Source organism: Pseudomonas paraversuta, from assembly GCF_904063065.1.
GTDB lineage: Bacteria > Pseudomonadota > Gammaproteobacteria > Pseudomonadales > Pseudomonadaceae > Aquipseudomonas > Aquipseudomonas paraversuta.
Genome location: NZ_CAJFCL010000001.1, coordinates 291,135 through 309,297 on the forward strand (window position 1 = coordinate 291,135; position 18,163 = coordinate 309,297).

An 18,163-nucleotide genomic window follows, 5' to 3' on the forward strand; every position below is an offset into this window, starting at 1 on the left:
CCTGCAGGGGCGAGCTGTTTGAAGAGCATTCAAAGAGCTCGCCCCTGCAAAGCAAGGCAGTTATTCCCGGGTGCCCGGCTCCAGGTCCGGGAACAACACCTCGATAAAACCGAACTTGCTGAAATCCTTGATCCGCGACGGGTACAGGCGACCGATCAGGTGGTCGCATTCATGCTGCACTACTCGTGCATGAAAACCTTCCGCCACACGTACGATCGGTTCACCTTTAGGCGTGAAACCTTCGTAACGGATCTTCTGAAAACGCTCGACTGCCCCGCGCAAACCAGGCACCGACAGGCAGCCTTCCCAGTCTTCTTCAAGCGCCGGACCGAGCGGAGTGATCAACGGATTGATCAGGATGGTTTGTGGTACGGCTTCAGCATCAGGGTAACGTTCGCTGTGCTCGAACCCGAAGATCACCATCTGCAGGTCAACCCCGATTTGCGGGGCCGCCAGCCCCACACCGCCCGCGTGCTCCATGGTCTGCAACATATCGTCCAGCAACTGCCAGAGTTCCGGGGTATCGAACATTTCAGCCGGTACCGGCTGGGCAACGCGCAATAAACGCTCATCGCCCATTTTCAGAATTTCACGAATCATAGTCAGGCTTCATCTGGAGTGGATGGAATGGAATGGTCACGCCCCAGCCCGGAGACGTGTTGCTTGGGATCAGGGTCGTCGGAGCCATCGAAGGTTTTTTCGCCCGGATCCTTGCCCTCTGCCGACATGTGCTCGATCACGGCGTTCATTTCAGCCCCCAGCAGCAGCACCGCGGCAGAAATGTAGAAGTACAGCAACAGCACGATGATCGCACCGATGCTGCCATACATGGCGTTGTAGTCAGCAAAGGTTTTGACATAAAAGGCAAAGCCCAGCGAAGCCACGATCCACACAACCACCGCCAGCACCGAACCCGGGGTGATAAACCGGAATTTTTGCTCCACATCCGGCATGACGTAGTAAATCACCGCCACCGCCACCATCAGCAATAGCACAATCACAGGCCAGCGCAGGATGGTCCACAGTGTCACCACGAACTCTTCGAGCCCGACCTGTCCTGCCAGCCAGCTCATCACCTGCGGCCCGAGCACCATCAGCGCGGCGGCTGCCAGAAGCATTCCGGCAATGCCGATGGTGTAAAAAATCGACAGCGGGAATCGCTTCCAGACTGGCCGCCCCTCGACCACATCGTAGGCGGCATTCATGGCGCTCATCATCAGCCGCACACCGGCCGAAGCGGTCCACAGGGCAATTACGATACCCACCGACAGCAATCCGCCCTTGGACTGCTGCAACTGATCGATGACCGGGTTGACCTGCTCCAGTGCCTGCGGCGGCAGTACCAGTTCAGACTGCAGGCGCAACCAGGAGAAAAAGTCCGGCAGATGCAAGAAGCCGATCAGGGCAATCAAAAACAGAATGAAAGGGAATAACGAAAACAGCATTTGATAGGCCAGTGCCGAGGCGTAAGTCGACATTTCATCGTCGATAAACTCTTTCACCGTGCGAATCAGTACTTTGCCCAACGGCAGGCCATTCAAGACCGGGAATAACATAGCGTCTCCTTTCGCCGCTTAAAAAGTAGGTTGTGCAAGCCAGCCATAAGCTCTGGGTTGGGGTTTTACCTCAAATGTAGTCAAGTTGGCGACTATGGAAACACTTATACAAAAACGGCCATCACATGGATGACCGTTCATGTTCGCCACAGGTACCCGACGCACCTGCGGCAATCCTGGGTTATCAGGCTTTATCGACGGTTTTCTTGACCGCATCTTTCACCTTGCCTACCGCTTGCTGGCCTTCGCCTTTCAGCTCCTGGGCCTTGCCTTCGGCACGCAGCTTGTCATTGTCGGTCGCTTTCCCCACCGCTTGTTTGACATTACCTACTGCTTCGTTCGCTTTGCCTTTGATCTTATCGCCAGTGCTGCTCATGGGATTTCTCCTGATGAAATTTCGGATGTCATTACATCGACAGAATCATTGACCCGATCGTCACCGCAGGAGTTTCATTTATTTTCTGGCCATCATTTCGTCGTTCCGCGCAGGTTGAGCTTTATGTTTGCCGCCTAACCCCCGAGAATGCGCAACGGATTCAGGCTATGGCGCTGAAGATCAGCAATTGTAGGAAGGTTATGAAACTCGATAAAAAGCTGGCCATTGCCCGCAGAAACCAGGAACTTGGCGGCGCTGTGCTTGGCGTCAACAACTGCCATTTCGCCACATTGAACACCAACAAGAATATCTGGTGGTTCGATATTCCCCTGGCGCGTCTGGCCGTCGGTCAGTACGAATGGGTGCATCTGTTGCTGCATACCCCAAGTACCGATGAACTGCTGCACCTGAAGGTCACCACTGCGTTCCTGCGCGAGAAACGCGAAGGCATGGTGGTACGAGCGACGCACAAGCGTACGCCGACCATGAGTCTTGAGCTGAGCGCGGACAAAGACTCCTTCCTGCAGGACGTGCGTCCGACAGGCACAGGCGTCAACTTTTCGCAGTTTCTGCAAAAATAAACAGCGCAAACCCTGCAGGGGCAAGTTCGTTCCTGCACAGTGGTGAACGCGAGCTGAAACAAAAAAGCCCCGCAATGCGGGGCTTTGTTGTTTAAGGGCAGATTACTTTTTAAGACCCAGTTTCTTCATCTCTTCGTCACGCAACTCACGGCGCAGGATCTTGCCTACGTTGGTGGTCGGCAAACTGTCACGGAACTCGACAACTTTCGGCGCTTTATAAGCGGTCAGGTTCGCGCGCATATGCGCCATGACCTGCTCTTTGCTCAGGGTCATGCCCGGCTTGACCACAATAAAAACCTTGATCAGCTCGCCGGTTTTTTCATCAGGAATACCGATCGCCGCCGACTGCAACACTTCCGGCAATGAGGCCATCACATCTTCCAGCTCGTTCGGGTAAACGTTAAAGCCAGAGACCAGGATCATGTCTTTTTTGCGATCGACAATGCGCATATAGCCATCAGGTTGAATCAGCGCGATGTCACCGGACTTCAACCAGCCTTCGCTGTCCATGATCTCGGCAGTTGCATCAGGACGCTCCCAATAACCTTTCATCACCTGCGGGCCCTTGATGCACAGCTCGCCGATTTCACCCAACGGCAGCTCTTCACCCGCATCATTGATCACTTTGCACAGGGTCGAAGGCATCGGAATGCCGATAGTGCCGATCTGAATGTGCTGGATCGGATTGACCGAGGCCACCGGGCTGGTCTCGGTCATGCCGTAGCCTTCGCAAATGGCACAGCCGGTTACCGTCTTCCAGCGCTCGGCCACGGACAGTTGCAGGGCCATGCCCCCCGACAGGGTCACTTTCAGGGACGAGAAGTCCAGCTTGCGGAACCCGTCGTTGTTGCACAGCGCTATAAACAGGGTGTTAAGCCCTACGAAGCCGGAGAACTTCCACTTCGACAGCTCTTTAACCATCGCCGGCAGGTCACGCGGGTTGCTGATCAATATGTTGTGATTGCCCAGCAGCATCATTGCCATGCAATGAAAGGTGAACGCGTAGATATGATAAAGCGGCAATGGCGTGATCAGGATTTCGCAACCTTCGTTAAGGTTGGAACCCATCAGCGCCTTGCACTGCAGCATGTTGGCGATCAGGTTGCGATGGGTCAGCATCGCCCCCTTGGCCACACCGGTGGTGCCGCCCGTGTATTGCAGAACCGCGACGTCATTGGCAAGCGGGCTGGCTTCGTTTACTGGCTGGCCATGCCCCTTGCTCAACACATCGTTGAACTTGATGGCCTTGGGCAAGTGATACGCCGGGACCATTTTTTTCACGTACTTGATGACACTGTTGATCAATACGCGCTTGAAGGGCGACAGCAGGTCAGCCACTTCAGTAACGATCACATGCTTGATCGAAGTCTGGGGCACGACCTTTTCGGCCAGATGCGCCATGTTCGCCAGGCATACCAGCGCCTTGGCGCCGGAGTCATTGAATTGGTGTTCCATTTCCCGCGCGGTATACAGCGGGTTGGTATTAACCACGATCAAGCCGGCGCGGATGGCTCCGAACACAGCGATCGGGTATTGCAGCAAGTTGGGCAACTGCACAGCAATGCGATCGCCGGGTTGCAGGTCGGTGTGCTGCTGCAGGTAGGCGGCAAATGCACCTGACTGTTGGTAAAGCTCACCATAGGTGATGGTTTTACCGAGGTTGCTAAATGCGGGTTTATCCGCAAAACGTTGGCAAGATTGGCGCAGTACCGTCTGAATATTCGGGTATTCATCCGGGTTGATTTCAGCAGCAATCCCAGCTGGGTACTTATCCTTCCAAAAGTCTTCAATCATGGAAGCCCACTCCTCAGCGTCGCGAATTCTTCACCGCATTGATGCGGTTATTATTTGTGTGATTTTTGTAATGGATAAATCTGGCTTTTCACTTACCGAGAAGTCACAAAGCGCGCCGAGAGTAGCAGCTTTGCCAGAGGCCGCCTAGAGCCAAAGATGGCCCGCAGAGTCACAAACCTGACTGTAGGACAATCCAAAGTCATCATTAGTACAATAGCTCTATTGATAGTAAAACCGCTCTAATTCAGGCATTACGGCGCCCCCTCAGAGATCCAGATCAAACCCTGTCTATTGTTATAGACGAATAAAAACGCCCGCCTGCTCAAAGCAAACGGGCGTTTTTCACCAGGCTGATGGAATCAGGCGTTATCACGCAACTCGCGACGCAGGATTTTCCCCACGGGAGTCATGGGCAAGGAGTCACGCAGCACTATCTGCTTGGGTACCTTGTAAGCGGTGAAGTTGTCCTTGCAGTACGCCTTGAGCTCTTCAACGCTGACCCCGCCTTCGCGCGCGACTACAAAGAGTTTGACGGCCTCCCCGGTGCGCTCGTCGGGCACGCCGATTACCGCGCAATTCACCACTTTGGGGTGGGCCATCACGATATCTTCGATTTCATTGGGGTACACGTTGAAACCCGAAACGATGATCAGGTCCTTTTTGCGATCGACAATCCGGACAAAACCATCGGGATCAATCACCGCAATATCACCCGTCTTGAACCAGCCCTCGGCGTCCAGCACTTCGGCCGTTGCCTGCGGGTTTTGCCAGTACCCCTTCATGACTTGCGGGCCTTTGACACATAGCTCGCCGCGCTCCCCCAAACCCAGGTCGCTGCCATCATCGCTGACTACTTTCATCGCCGTGCCCGGAACCGGCATGCCCACGGTGCCCAGCCGGGCCAGAGAACCACAGGGGTTGGCACTGGCCACCGGCGACGTTTCAGTCAGGCCGTAGCCCTCAACGATGCGGCATCCGGTGATTTTTTCCCAACGCTCGGCCGTGGCCTTGACCAGCGCAGTACCGCCCGAGTTGGTGACCTTCAGCCCCGAGAAATCCAGGCTCTTGAAGTCCGGATGGTCCATCAGCGCGACAAACAGGGTGTTAAGTCCCAGAAAAGCGGTGAACCGCCAGTTCTTCAGCTCCTTGATGAAACCTTTGATATCACGCGGATTGGTGATCAGGATGTTGTGGTTACCCGTGACCATCATACCCATGCAATTAGCGGTAAATGCATAGATATGGTACAGCGGCAACGGCGCCACCATGACCTCCCGACCGTCCCTGAGAATCGGTTGCCCACTCTCGTCATGCTGGGACAGACAAGCACGCACCTGCTGCATGTTGGCCACCAGATTGCCGTGACTGAGCATTGCGCCCTTGGGCAGTCCGGTGGTGCCACCGGTGTATTGCAGGACTGCCGTGTCATCCAGCGTCACCGGCACCGGCCGAATCGGCTGGCCTGCGCCCCGGTGCAATACGCTTTTAAAGGCAATGGCCTGGGGCAACTGGTAGGCCGGCACCAGCTTTTTGACCTTGTCGACCACCAGGTTGGTAATCCAGCCTTTGGCAGCCGGCATCATGTCGCCCATTCTGGCTTCGATCAGGTACTCGATCTCGGTATCTGCCAGCACTTCCTGCACGCGCTTGCCGAACATGTTCAAGTACACCAGCGCCCGAATCCCGGCACTTTTGAACTGATGGCGCATTTCGCGAGAGGTGTACAGCGGGTTGGTGTTGACCACGATCAGACCGGCGCGCAACGCACCAAATACCGCGATCGGATATTGCAGCACGTTGGGCATCTGTACAGCGATGCGGTCGCCGGGCTTGAGGTCGGTATGATTTTGAAGATAACCGGCAAACGCTGCGCTGTGGCGCTCCAGTTCGGCATAAGTGATGGTCACACCCAGGTTGCTGAACGCCGGACGATCGGCGAATTTCTTGCACGAGCGTTCAAACACATCAACGACCGATGTGAAGGCCGTCATATCTATATCCAGCGGTACACCGGCAGGACGTTTGTCATTCCAGAAATCAGGTTGCATTATTTTTGTCCTCGGACCTGAATGTGCCTGGCCGCTTCCCTTGGGCGTTGAAAAGCGGAGCTAACTGACGTTAACAGTTATCAAGTTGTAGGCAAATACACCGATATTCGCCATTTACATCTTGAATCTTATTACCGCGGCATCGCCAGTTAAGTGGTTTGCCTGTGAATGCGCTATACACTGCTCCTACTCCGTGTAAAGGAATGGCCATGATTCATCAGACTTTCTGGCTGGACGCGAATGACCGTAGCGGCCTTTTGGTTAATCAGTGGCTGCCTGGCGCTACGCCCAAAGCCATTGTGTTGCTGGTCCACGGCATGGCGGAACACACTGCTCGCTATGCCCGACTGGGCAAGGCCCTAAATGAAGCCGGTTTTGGCCTGTATGCCCACGACCAGCGCGGACACGGTAAAACGGCCGAACGCGGAACACCGGGCTACTTTGCTGACCATGATGGCTGGTGCGCGGTGGTCAGTGATGTCGCCAGCCTCCATCAGCACATCGGCCAGGCCCACCCGGGGCTTCCGATATTCCTGCTTGGCCACAGCATGGGCAGCTACATCGCCCAGGCGTACTTGCTCCACCACAGCAACAGTCTGCAGGGAGCAATTCTGAGCGCCTCCAATTTCCAGCCTGTCGCGCTTTACCGGGCTGCCAGCCTGATAGCCCGACTGGAACGCTGGCGCCAGGGCCCGAAAGGACGCAGCGCGCTGATCGAGTGGTTGTCCTTTGGCTCGTTCAATAAAGCATTCAAGCCCAATCGCACCCGCTATGACTGGCTCAGTCGCGATCCGGCCGAAGTCGATGCCTACGCCAACGACCCCTTGTGCGGGTTTCGTTGCACCAATCAACTCTGGATTGATCTGCTGGGCGGCTTGCAGCAAATCAGCAAAGCGTCCAACCTCGTGCAAATTGATTCAGCCCTGCCTTTGCTGGTGATGGGTGGCGCCTGTGACCCGGTCAGTGAAGGCAAGCGCCTGGAATCCCTGGCCGGGGCTTTACGCAAAGCCGGCAGTCAGGACTTGCAACTCAAAATCTACCCCCAGGCACGGCATGAGCTCTTCAACGAAATCAACCGTGACGAAGTGACTGCAGATGTTGTCGAATGGCTTGACCAGGCCCTGCTTCGCTCCCGCCCGCCCCACAGCGAATAGCTCGACCATTCTAAAAAATACTTTAAAATCAAAAACTTGAAATTAAACACTCGTCACAGGACATGCGCTAGATGACTCAGGTTACCAACACCCCGTACGAAGCCCTTGAAGTCGGCCAGACTGCCAGTTACAGCAAAACCGTCGAAGAGCGCGACATTCAGCTTTTTGCGGCCATGTCCGGTGACCACAACCCGGTGCACCTGGATCCGGAGTTTGCCGCCGCAACCATGTTCAAAGAACGCATTGCCCACGGCATGTTCAGTGGCGCGCTGATCAGTGCAGCCGTGGCCTGTGAGTTGCCTGGCCCGGGCACTATCTATGTCGGCCAGCAAATGACCTTTCAGAAGCCGGTGAAAATTGGCGACACCCTGACCGTGCGTCTGGAAATTCTCGAGAAACTGCCCAAGTTCCGCGTGCGTATAGCGACCCGTGTGTTCAATCAACGCGATGAAATCGTGGTCGATGGCGAAGCCGAAATCATTGCCCCGCGCAAACAACAAACCGTAACCCTGACCCCGTTGCCGGCTATCAGCATTAGCTGATTTGCACGACGTGCAAATGCCCGCAACGCAAAAACCCGGCCTGGATGACAGGCCGGGTTTTTGCTGTATGCGAGTAAGCCCTCAGCTACCAAGGGCTACGCAGGCGTTTACGTTTAAGAGCGGGCACGAGCCTGGTTGCGCAGAGCCTTGACCTGGTCGTGATTGCGTTGTAAGCCATGGTACTGACGCTCTACCAGATCACGAATGTGCAGCAGTTGGTGCTTCTCGATTTTTGCCAGCGCTTCCTTATAAGCCTTCAGCGCATGGTCTTCGCCGCGCTCGGCTTCATTGAGCACTGCCTCTTCATCCTTGCCGGTAAACATCGATTTCACATCGACCCAGCGACGATGCAAATCACCCGCCACGCTTGTACTGGTCTCCGGGTCGCCACCCAACTGGCGTACCGCGGCCTGCAGCTCGGCAGCCGCAGCCGCACAATCTGCAGAGCGTTTTGCAAACAGGGCCTTGAGCTCAGGATGCTTGATATCTTCGGCGCAGGTCTTGAACCCTTCCTGACCGTCTTTACTGGTTTCGATCAGATCGTTCAGGACAGAGATGGCTTCTTTATTGAGGTCAGTCATTATTCAATTCCTTACAAGGTTGAGGATCGTGCATTAGTATTTGCAGACCCCGTGCCAGTTGCTGAATTTGAATAAATCCTTATATATCAACAAGTTATAGAAATCATAACTATCTGTATCCGGTTTTTTTGCATGATCTGTCAATTGGCCTGCATGCAAAATGCCTGTATTTATCATTCGTTGCATCACGTACCTGAAGGCTGCTGCATGAACCCCGAAAAACTCGAACTGCTGGTGACCCGCGAAATGCCATTCGGCAAATACAAGGGGCGGATCATTGCCGACCTGCCGGGCCAGTATTTGAACTGGTTTGCCCGAGAAGGCTTTCCACACGGCGAATTGGGCGGTCTTCTGGCCCTGATGCAGGAAATCGATCACAACGGTCTGTCAGACCTGCTCGACCCGTTGCGCGCCAAACACGGAAAACCCAAACCCCGCCACTGATAGAGTTGCCCCATGCCAAGGATTGAAGAGAACGCCCGCAACGAAGATTATTGGCACAGCATCGCCGAGCGCTACGACGTAGCAGCCGGTCCGGTCAATCTGGAAAACGGCTACTTCGGGCGCATGACCCGAGGAGTTGCCCAGGACTACCAGCGCAATATCGACTTTATCAACCGCAAGAACTCGGTGCATGTGCGCCCGCAATTCGATGGTCCGCAGAATATCGAGATCCATCATCAACTGGCAGGCTTGCTCGGCGTTGAAGACGCCAGCATCGCCCTCACCCGCTGCGCTTCGGATGCCCTGCAATCGCTGATTCGCAACTACAACGCCTTGCAGCCCGGCGATCAGTTGCTGATCAGCGACCTGGAGTACCCCAGCGTCGAGTCAGCCATGCGCTGGGTGGCCCGGCAGCGCGGGCTTGAGATCATCGAAATAATCCATGAGCACCCCGCCAGCCATGACAGCCTGGTCGCCAGCTATCGTGAGGTATTGGCACGTCATCCGCGAATCAAGCTGATGGCGCTGACCCACGTGACACACCTCACCGGACTGGTCATGCCGGTGCAGGCGATAGTCGATGCGGCCAACGCCCACAGCGTGGACGTGGTGCTGGACGGTGCCCATGCGCTTGGCCAGATCGAGTTCGACCTGCAGGCCCTGGGCGTGGCCTTTGCCGGTTACAACCTGCATAAATGGATCGGCGGACCACTGACCCTGGGGGTCATGTATATCGACCCGCGGCGTCTGGCAGACATTAGCCCGGACATGGGCAGTCAACGTTACCCGGAACCTGATATTCGTAACCGGGCCCCCTATGGCACGGTCAATATTCCGGCATGGCTGACCCTGCCAAAGGTGCTGCAAGAGCACAAAGACCTGGGTGGCGCCCGGGCCAAAGGCGAACGCCTGAACTATCTGCGCGAGCTATGGGTGAGTGAAGCGCGAAAAATGCCGGGCATCGAAGTGCTCACGCCTGATGACCCGCGTCTGCAATGCGCCATTTCTGCCCTGCGATTCACCCACCTGCAGGATCAAACACCGATGGCAGATCGTCTGCTCAAGGATTACAACCTGTTCACCGTGGTGCGCGGCGGTTCAGCCTGCGGTAGCTGTATTCGCATCACCGTGGGCCTCACCACCTCGCTGGATGACATCAACAGGTTGATCAGGGCACTGCGCGAGCTTTCCCGGGGCTAACTGCAGGAGCGAGCTTGCTCGCGATCTTTGAAAGATCGCCAGGCAAGCTCGCTCCTGCAGGTGACTCATCGTTGGGAATTGCGGACAAAAAAAAGGTGCGCCGACCAAGCGCACCAAAAACCGTAGAACACACAACAAATTCGTTACACAGGTGGTCAATCCAGCAAAGCCAGGGCCTCGGCGGTGCATTCCTGGATTCGGGCCCAGTCGCCGTTCTTGATCCACTCGCTGTCGAGCATCCAGCTACCGCCCACACACATCACATTTTTCAATGCCATGTAGTTGCGAATGTTCGCCGGGCTAACACCGCCGGTCGGGCAGAATTTCACTTCACCGAAGGGGCCGCCCAGCGCCTTGATCGCCGCCACACCGCCGCTGACTTCAGCCGGGAACAGCTTGAATCGACGGTAACCCAGACCGTAGCCTTCCATAATTCCGGACGCATTGCTGATACCCGGCAGCAGCGGGATATCGCTGGCCACGCTGGCTTCCAGCAGGTCACGGGTAATGCCCGGGGTGACAATAAATTGCGAACCGGCCTCTTCGGCAGCCGCCAGCATGTGCCGGTCCAGCACGGTGCCCGCCCCCGTTACCAGCTCGGGCCGTTGCTCGCGCAGAACACGAATGGCCTTGAGCCCGAACTGTGAACGCAAAGTCACTTCAAGTGCCGTCAGGCCGCCCGCAGCCAGCGCATCGGCCAGCGGCAGAATGTCTTGCTCACGAGCGATGGTGATCACCGGCAGAATTCGCGCCGAGGCACACAGTTCATCGATCAGGGCGACTTTATCGGCCATCGATACGTTCGCAGTTTTTATTGTCATGGCAGCTGATCCTTGGCTCATGGGCACCAGTAAATCTCTAACGTAGGTTGCAGAAAGGCACGAATCGGCAAGGCGGCAATGTCAGTGCCCGCCAGCGCTTCGTTGAGGGTATTCAATTTGGCCTGCCCTTGAATCGACAGCACCGTGTTCCTGGCGCTCGCCAGCAGGCTGCGGCTCATGCTCAAGCGTTGATGAGGCACGGTCGGTGCCAGCATCGGCCAGCAACGACGCTCACCATCCGCTTTCAAGGCTTCAAGCAGATTCGGGCTGTCGGGGAACAGCGAGGCGGTGTGCCCGTCGTCGCCCATGCCCAGAATCAGGACATCAATCGGCGGTAACTCGGCCAATGCGCGGTCAGCTTGCTCTGCCGCAGCGTCAAGATTGGCCGCCACGTTATACAAGCCGACAAAGCGCGCCTTGGCTGCCGGCCCTTGCAGCAGGTTCTTTTTGAGCAGGCCGGCGTTGCTGTCGGCGTGCTCCACCGGGACCCAGCGCTCATCGGCAAGACTGACCACCACTTTCGACCAGTCCACCGGTTGCTTGATCAGGCTCTGAAAGAACGCCACCGGGCTACGCCCACCGGATACCACCAGGGTGGCAACACCTTGCGCGCCAATGGCGGCATTCAATTGCCCGGCCACTTTTTTTGCCAGTTCCTCGGCCAGAATCGCCGGGTTCTTGAAGGTGTGCGCGTTGACCCCTTCAGGCAGTTTCAAATCAGATATCGCCATACCAAGACCTCCCGTCCCGCGTAATCAATGCTATGGAACTCATCGGTCCCCAGGAGCCCGCCGCGTACGGCTTGGGCGCATCACCAGACTTTTTCCAGCCGGCGATCAACTGGTCACACCACTTCCATGCCGCTTCAATTTCGTCTTTGCGCACAAACAGGTTCTGGTTGCCGCGCATCACTTCGAGTAACAGACGCTCGTAGGCATCCGGAATCCGCGCACTGCGGTACGTGTCGGAAAAATTCAATTGCAACGGGCCGCTACGCAGTTGCATGCCCTTGTCCAGGCCCTGCTCTTTGGTCATCACCCGCAAGGAGATACCTTCGTCCGGCTGCAGGCGAATAATCAGCTTGTTGCCGATTTGCAGACGCTGCTCCGGGGCGAAGATGTAGTGCGAGGGTTCCTTGAAGTGGATCACGATCTGCGACAGTTTTTGCGGCATGCGTTTGCCGGTGCGCAGATAAAACGGCACCCCCGCCCAACGCCAGTTACGAATGTCGGCACGCAGGGCAACGAAGGTTTCGGTGTCGCTCTGGGTATTGGAGTTTTCTTCCTCCAGATAGCCCGGGACCGACTGCCCTTCGCTGTAACCGGCGATGTATTGGCCACGAACCACCTGGGTGGTCAGACCTTCGGCGCTGATCGGGGCCAGCGCCTTGAGAACCTTTACTTTTTCATCGCGAATGCTGTCTGCCGACAGGTCCGCAGGCGGATCCATGGCAATCAGGCACAACAGCTGCAACAGATGATTCTGGATCATGTCCCGCAGTTGGCCGGCCTTGTCGAAATAGCCCCAGCGCCCCTCGATGCCGACTTTCTCGGCCACGGTGATTTCAACGTGGGAGATGTAGCGCTGGTTCCACTGGGTTTCGAACAGGCTGTTGGCAAAACGCAGGGCGATCAGGTTTTGTACGGTTTCTTTACCCAGGTAGTGGTCGATGCGGTAAATACGCGTCTCGGGGAAGAACTGCGCGACGGCATCGTTGACCTTACGCGATGAGTCCAGGTCCGAACCAATGGGTTTTTCCAGCACCACACGGGTATTTTCAGCCAGACCGACCCGGGACAGGTTCTCGCAGATGGCCCCATACACCGCCGCCGGCGTCGCGAAATACGCGATCAGGCGCTGGGCCGTTCCGGCTTGTTCAGCCAGAGGCAAATAATCTTCTGTCTTGAGAAAGTCCACATGCAGGTAACTCAAACGAGCCAGGAAGCGGGTTAGCGCTTCTTCTTCGATTTCCTTGGCACCAACGTACTGACGCAACTGGCTGTCGATGTGTGCCAGATGCGTAAGGGCGTCACCCGGCTCGCGAGCCAGCGCAAAAATGCGCGTATCGGCATGCAGCAGGCCGGCACGATCCAGTTGATATAAAGCAGGAAACAGCTTGCGCAAGGCCAGATCGCCAAGGGCGCCGAACAAGGCAAAGGTGCACGGTTCAACCGTAATCGAAGGCATGATGTTTGTTCTTTTATCAAGTTAAGCTACAAATACCTTTTTTCAAGGTATCACTCAAGGAAAAATGTAGTAATAAACACAACATTTTCTCAAAATACAGATTCCTGCTAGTGGTCGTAACAGGCCACCAGTAGGATAGGCCACCTTCCAGAGCTGCTTTAGAACCCGGCTCTTTGCATCGCTGAACCAAGGAACATAAATGGACCGCGTGCGAAATTTACTCGAACAGATCAAAAGCCGCCTCGAAGACCTGAACAAGGCCGAGCGCAAAGTGGCAGAAATCATCCTGCAGAATCCGCAACAGGCGACCCGGTTCAGCATTGCGGCGCTCGCCCAGGCGGCTTCCGTCAGTGAACCTACGGTTAACCGGTTTTGCCGTTCGTTCGGGGTTAGCGGTTACCCGGAGCTAAAGCTGCAACTGGCGCAAAGTCTGGCCAGCGGCGCCGCCTATGTCAGCCGCGCAGTTGAGGCCGACGACAATCCCGAAGCTTACACCCAGAAGATTTTCGGCAGTGCAATTGCATCGCTCGACAGCGCCTGCCAGGCACTGGACCCCAACCTTATCAGCCGCGCCGTCGACTTGCTGATCCAGGCCCGCCAGATTCACTTCTTTGGCCTGGGTGCCTCGGCGCCGGTGGCGCTGGATGCACAGCACAAGTTCTTTCGTTTCAACCTGGCCGTCACTGCCCATGCCGACGTGTTGATGCAGCGCATGATTGCGTCAGTGGCGCACACCGGCGAGCTGTTCGTGATTATTTCCTACACCGGACGGACGCGGGAGCTGGTAGAGGTAGCACGCATTGCGCGGGCAAACGGGGCCTCGGTACTGGGACTGACCGCAGAGAATTCGCCACTGGCCAAGGCCAGTACCTTGAGCCTGAACATTCCGCTGCCTGAAGACACAGACATTTACATGCCGATGACCTCGCGCATCATCCAGCTCACCGTACTGGACGTATTGGCCACCGGCATGACCCTGCGCCGCGGCGTGGATTTCCAGCCACACCTGCGAAAAATCAAGGAAAGCCTGAACGCCAGCCGCTATCCGGTGGGTGACGAGTTCAACTGACCACCTGCAGGAGCGAGCTTCAAGGCAACCGCAGCTCGCTCCTACAGAGGTGCTGCACTCACCAAACCGGCCCGGGCCTGCAGACTCAGATGCGCTTGCTCGCCAGGGGCCAGGGTCTGATTGTGGGTACCGCCGCTGGTGGACTCGACACACACAAACCCCATCACTTCGTTCCAGCTCACCCCCAGTAACGGCCGCTTGCCCGGATGCCACACCACCGTGTTGCCACTGGCGCCGGTGTCGATGCTCAGCGCCCGCCGCCAGGCGTGGTCATTGAGCTGCATTTCGCCGTCATGCCGGAACACCCGCTGACAACCGCCCGCAACCCGTAACTCGCCCTGCTGCTGGCAAACTTCGCGGTTGAGCTGGTCGTAGCCCTGTACCCCGTCAAGACCGGACAGCGCTATCTGCGCCACATCACCAATCCGCCAGTAAGCGCGCAAAGCCTGACTCAACTGGCAAGGCTCATCGTCCTGGTGTTCGGTGCTCAGGCGCAGCTCCATGTCTTCACCCAGTCGCGCATGCAGATCCACCTGCCAGTCGCACAGCTGTAACCGCCAGTGCAGGCTCACGCCCTCTTCGTCTGCATGACTGTCCAGCAACTTCCAGTCGATCAAACGCGCCCAGCCATGGGACGGCCACGCATTTTCGCTTGGATGACGGCCATACCACGGCCAGAAAATAGGCACGCCACCACGGATCGCTCCAACTTGCGGCCATTTGGCAGCGCACCACAACCAGGGCTTCTGGCCGGTGGGTTTGAAATGCAGAAGTTGCGCACCCTGACGGCTGAACACGGCCTGACAATGGGGGTGGTCAATCACCAGGATGTCACGCTGCTGAAAGCGCTCCCACTGGAAGACCGGCTGTTCGCGTCTGGATTTGAAAAAACGGTGAAGCGGATGCTCATGCATGTGCCGCAGTCCTGAAAATCATGTCGCCCAAACCTTAGTAGAACCTGTGGGAGCTGGCCTGCCTGCAAGGAGGTGCCAGATCCAGAAAAGATATCGACGGGTAAACCGCTATCGCGGTCTCACTAAAGCCCGAAAGCTCCTGCACAAAAAAACGGATAGCCATGGCTATCCGTCAAATGCGCATAAGGACAGGAGCTTATCGCAACAACGTTAGAACACCGACTGAATTTTCAGGCCGGCCACCAACGCGTTATCAACCTGGTCAACACCGCCCGGGTGGGTGATGTATTGCAGGTTAGGACGCACAGTCAGCCAGTTGGTCACGTGGATGCCGTAGTTGAGTTCGTAGTTGTATTCGGTAGAGCGCAGCGGTGAGTACAGCGGGTTGTCATAGTTGGTGACACCAATGGCCTCGTTGGCCAGCTCGGCGTTTTTCTTCACATCACTGTTGACGTGGATACGGGCAAAACCGATACCGATGTCATCTTTTGGACGGGCATCGAACGGACCTTTGTACACAAACATCAGCGACTGATAGTTGTCGACAATGTTGGTGGCCTTGTCGTGGAAAGTTGCGTTGGCTGCAACATTCAGACCACGGGAGGCATCACCGTTGTGGCTGGTGAGTTGCTGCTGGGCCACAAACCAGTAACCGTGCTTGCTGTTGCGCACACGGTAGCTTTGACCGGTGGTCGCAGCATCTGCGCCGTTGATGTCTTCGCGCAGGTCATCCGCAGGTGCCGTGCTCTTGTAGTAGCCCACACGGTATTCGCCCGGCAGGTTGTTGACCTTGGGCGACCAGACCAGTTCGACCGGTAGCACTGTACCCTTGGTCCCGCTGCCGCTGAGTTTGAAACCGTTACCGTGCTCAAGTTGTGACGGGTTCTGGTTGTACGCACCGATCTGCGCATAGAACTCGGGGGTGATGTTGTATTTCACCCGCAGTGCAGCCTGGCTGACCGGCCAGTTGTACCAGATGTTGGTGGCCCAGTTACCCACCTGGGAACCGCAGAACGCCAGGTTCTGGAATTCGCACGGGAAGGTATTGAAGTCTTCGCCTTCACCGAAGTAACCGGCCTTTACGTCCAGTTTGCCGTCCAAGAATTGATGCTGGATATACAACTGGGTCAGACGAACCATGTGGCCGCGGCCGTAGACTTCCTGGGAGGAGCTCAGGGTTCCGGCACGCGGGTCGCCGATACGGTCATTGGAGATGCTCTGACCATTACGGTTAGTGAGCTGGATCTTGGCCTGGGTGTTATCCCAGCCCCACAGTTTTTGCAGGTCCAGCGCCACGCCCAGCCCGAACTGGTCGCTGTAGCGCGCGGTCTTGTCGTGGTTATAGCCGCCATGCAGGTTGGCGCCTACTTCCCCGACGTAATCGGCCTTGATGTCGATACCCTGCTCGATCAGCTTGGTCCGCTCACCGCCCCAATCACCGGTCATCCATTTTGAATCTGCACTGAAAGCGTCGTCGGCCATCGCATTGGCAGAAAGCACCAGCGCGGCGACGGCTGACAGCTGGCAGATCAACCGGGTATTTGCGTGTTGCTTTTTCATCCCTAAATCCTCGTCTTTTATTGTTATTAACTGTTTTTATCCAACTCGGTCCACTTTTAAATTCCCGACCGTTCCAATGCCCGCAACGGCACTACCCCTGTGTAACTGTGGGGGCGGGTCGCTTGCAGCTCAGACGGCCCCGGCTCCTCCATGAACACCCCCACACTTTGAAACTCAGCGCCCCTTGATTCGGGTGACGTTGTCGGCACGATCCTGTACCGGCAACGAAGCAGCAGTGCCCAGCCGCTCACCGGTTTTGGCATCGAACAGCAACACCTTGGCCGGATCGAATTGCAGGGTCAGGGTTTCACCCACTTGCGGCGCCACATCGGGCGCCAGGCGACAGCAGACCTTGGCCTCATTGAGCTGAACAAAGACCAGAGTGTCCGGACCTGTGGGCTCGGTCACCTGGACTTCGGCGCGAATGGTTGGCATGCCGGCAGCATCGGCCGAGGCCAGCACGATTTGCTCCGGGCGCAGCCCCAGAATCACCTCCCGGTCTTCCAGACCGGCGTCATCCATGCTCATCGGCAACTCACAACGCGCCTGGCCACTGTCCAACAGCGCCAGCAGGCGGCCGTCCTTGCGCTGCAGGCGCAACGGAATGAAGTTCATCGGTGGCGAACCGATAAAGCTGGCAACAAACAGGTTGGCCGGATCGTTGTAGATCTGCTTGGGAGTACCGAACTGCTGAATGATGCCGTCCTTCATGACCGCCACCTTGTCGCCCAGGGTCATGGCCTCGATCTGATCGTGGGTGACGTAGACGGTGGTGGTTTTCAGACGCTGGTGCATCAGTTTCATTTCGGTGCGCATCTCCACCCGCAACTTGGCATCGAGGTTGGACAATGGCTCGTCGAACAGATAGATCTTCGGCCGCCGGGCCAGGGCCCGGCCCATTGCCACACGCTGTTGCTGACCGCCGGACAATTGCCCCGGCTTGCGGTTGAGCAAATGCTCGATCTGCAACAACTTGGCAACCCGGGCCACTTCTTCGTCGATGTCAGCCCGGGGCATCTTGCGGATCTTGAGACCGAACTCGATGTTCTCGCGCACACTCATGGTCGGGTACAGCGCATAGGACTGGAACACCATGGCGATGTCGCGATCCTTGGGACTCAAGCCGCTGACGTCCTGATCATCAATCATGATCGCGCCGCCCGTGATGTTCTCCAGGCCGGCGATGCAGTTCATCAGCGTCGACTTGCCACACCCGGAAGGCCCCACCAGGATCAGGAACTCTCCTTCCTTGATCGACAGTTCGATGTTCTTCAGGGTGTCCGGCAAGCCGGCACCGTAGGTCTTGTTTACATTACGAAGTTCAAGCGTTGCCATG

18 protein-coding genes are annotated in these 18,163 nt (G+C 56.7%); 6 read left to right on the top strand and 12 right to left on the bottom strand.

Annotated features, from left to right (window positions below; all coding sequences use genetic code 11):
- Positions 1-60 precede the first annotated feature (60 nt).
- The 3 genes from def to JQ845_RS01355 form a co-directional block, all read right to left on the bottom strand.
- Positions 61-600: a peptide deformylase gene (gene def, locus JQ845_RS01345; RefSeq protein ID WP_003440752.1), complete on the bottom strand. Its 540-nt coding sequence runs from the start codon at positions 598-600 to the stop codon at positions 61-63.
- 2 nt (positions 601-602) lie between these two features.
- Complete coding sequence (locus JQ845_RS01350) at positions 603-1,556, bottom strand: YihY/virulence factor BrkB family protein (RefSeq protein WP_003440749.1); 954 nt, start codon at positions 1,554-1,556, stop codon at positions 603-605.
- A gap of 184 nt (positions 1,557-1,740) precedes the next feature.
- A complete protein-coding gene (locus JQ845_RS01355) occupies positions 1,741-1,932 on the bottom strand; it encodes a CsbD family protein (RefSeq protein WP_003440746.1) in 192 nt (63 codons plus the stop codon).
- 200 nt (positions 1,933-2,132) lie between these two features.
- On the opposite strand from JQ845_RS01355, the gene JQ845_RS01360 reads away from it, so the two are divergent.
- A complete protein-coding gene (locus JQ845_RS01360) occupies positions 2,133-2,513 on the top strand; it encodes a hypothetical protein (protein ID WP_003440740.1) in 381 nt (126 codons plus the stop codon).
- Positions 2,514-2,615: 102 nt separating this feature from the next.
- Here JQ845_RS01360 and fadD1 read toward each other — a convergent pair whose 3' ends face one another.
- Positions 2,616-4,307: a long-chain-fatty-acid--CoA ligase FadD1 gene (fadD1, locus tag JQ845_RS01365; RefSeq protein ID WP_003440738.1), complete on the bottom strand. Its 1,692-nt coding sequence runs from the start codon at positions 4,305-4,307 to the stop codon at positions 2,616-2,618.
- 359 nt (positions 4,308-4,666) lie between these two features.
- Positions 4,667-6,355: a long-chain-fatty-acid--CoA ligase FadD2 gene (gene fadD2 / locus JQ845_RS01370; RefSeq protein ID WP_003440736.1), complete on the bottom strand. Its 1,689-nt coding sequence runs from the start codon at positions 6,353-6,355 to the stop codon at positions 4,667-4,669.
- A gap of 209 nt (positions 6,356-6,564) precedes the next feature.
- Here fadD2 and JQ845_RS01375 point away from each other — a divergent pair, with 209 nt between their 5' ends.
- Both JQ845_RS01375 and JQ845_RS01380 read left to right on the top strand, forming a co-directional pair.
- Positions 6,565-7,509 (top strand): alpha/beta hydrolase, encoded by a 945-nt coding sequence (locus tag JQ845_RS01375; RefSeq protein WP_003440734.1) that lies wholly within the window; start codon positions 6,565-6,567, stop codon positions 7,507-7,509.
- Between the two features lie 71 nt (positions 7,510-7,580).
- Positions 7,581-8,051 (top strand): MaoC family dehydratase, encoded by a 471-nt coding sequence (locus JQ845_RS01380; protein WP_003440732.1) that lies wholly within the window; start codon positions 7,581-7,583, stop codon positions 8,049-8,051.
- Positions 8,052-8,164: 113 nt separating this feature from the next.
- Here JQ845_RS01380 and JQ845_RS01385 read toward each other — a convergent pair whose 3' ends face one another.
- A complete protein-coding gene (locus JQ845_RS01385; protein ID WP_161718038.1) occupies positions 8,165-8,632 on the bottom strand; it encodes a ferritin-like domain-containing protein in 468 nt (155 codons plus the stop codon).
- A 207-nt stretch (positions 8,633-8,839) separates the two neighbouring features.
- Between JQ845_RS01385 and JQ845_RS01390 the strand changes: the two genes are divergently transcribed.
- Positions 8,840-9,076, top strand: coding sequence for a DUF3820 family protein (locus tag JQ845_RS01390; protein WP_019693207.1), 237 nt, complete (start codon positions 8,840-8,842; stop codon positions 9,074-9,076).
- 12 nt (positions 9,077-9,088) lie between these two features.
- Entirely contained in the window at positions 9,089-10,276 is a 1,188-nt protein-coding gene (locus JQ845_RS01395) for an aminotransferase class V-fold PLP-dependent enzyme (protein WP_161718037.1), read from the top strand.
- Between the two features lie 155 nt (positions 10,277-10,431).
- On the opposite strand, the gene JQ845_RS01400 is transcribed toward JQ845_RS01395, so the two are convergent.
- From JQ845_RS01400 to zwf, 3 genes are read right to left on the bottom strand one after another with little or no spacing between them, the layout of a single operon-like run.
- Complete coding sequence (locus JQ845_RS01400; RefSeq protein ID WP_177412956.1) at positions 10,432-11,118, bottom strand: bifunctional 4-hydroxy-2-oxoglutarate aldolase/2-dehydro-3-deoxy-phosphogluconate aldolase; 687 nt, start codon at positions 11,116-11,118, stop codon at positions 10,432-10,434.
- Positions 11,115-11,828, bottom strand: a complete 714-nt coding sequence (gene pgl, locus JQ845_RS01405) for a 6-phosphogluconolactonase (RefSeq protein ID WP_003440717.1) — start codon at positions 11,826-11,828, stop codon at positions 11,115-11,117. Before pgl ends, JQ845_RS01400 begins: the two co-directional genes overlap by 4 nt.
- Complete coding sequence (zwf, locus tag JQ845_RS01410; RefSeq protein ID WP_003440716.1) at positions 11,815-13,284, bottom strand: glucose-6-phosphate dehydrogenase; 1,470 nt, start codon at positions 13,282-13,284, stop codon at positions 11,815-11,817. Before zwf ends, pgl begins: the two co-directional genes overlap by 14 nt.
- Positions 13,285-13,492: 208 nt before the next feature.
- Between zwf and JQ845_RS01415 the strand changes: the two genes are divergently transcribed.
- On the top strand, positions 13,493-14,353 hold the full coding sequence (locus JQ845_RS01415) for a MurR/RpiR family transcriptional regulator (protein WP_177412960.1): 861 nt from the start codon (positions 13,493-13,495) through the stop codon (positions 14,351-14,353).
- Between the two features lie 41 nt (positions 14,354-14,394).
- Here the strand turns inward: JQ845_RS01415 and JQ845_RS01420 are convergent, their stop codons facing one another.
- From JQ845_RS01420 to JQ845_RS01430, 3 genes are all read right to left on the bottom strand, one after another.
- Positions 14,395-15,267, bottom strand: coding sequence for a D-hexose-6-phosphate mutarotase (locus JQ845_RS01420; RefSeq protein WP_010655923.1), 873 nt, complete (start codon positions 15,265-15,267; stop codon positions 14,395-14,397).
- A 210-nt stretch (positions 15,268-15,477) separates the two neighbouring features.
- On the bottom strand, positions 15,478-16,827 hold the full coding sequence (locus JQ845_RS01425; protein WP_161718032.1) for a carbohydrate porin: 1,350 nt from the start codon (positions 16,825-16,827) through the stop codon (positions 15,478-15,480).
- Between the two features lie 174 nt (positions 16,828-17,001).
- Positions 17,002-18,162: an ABC transporter ATP-binding protein gene (locus tag JQ845_RS01430; protein ID WP_003440708.1), complete on the bottom strand. Its 1,161-nt coding sequence runs from the start codon at positions 18,160-18,162 to the stop codon at positions 17,002-17,004.
- Position 18,163 lies beyond the last annotated feature (1 nt).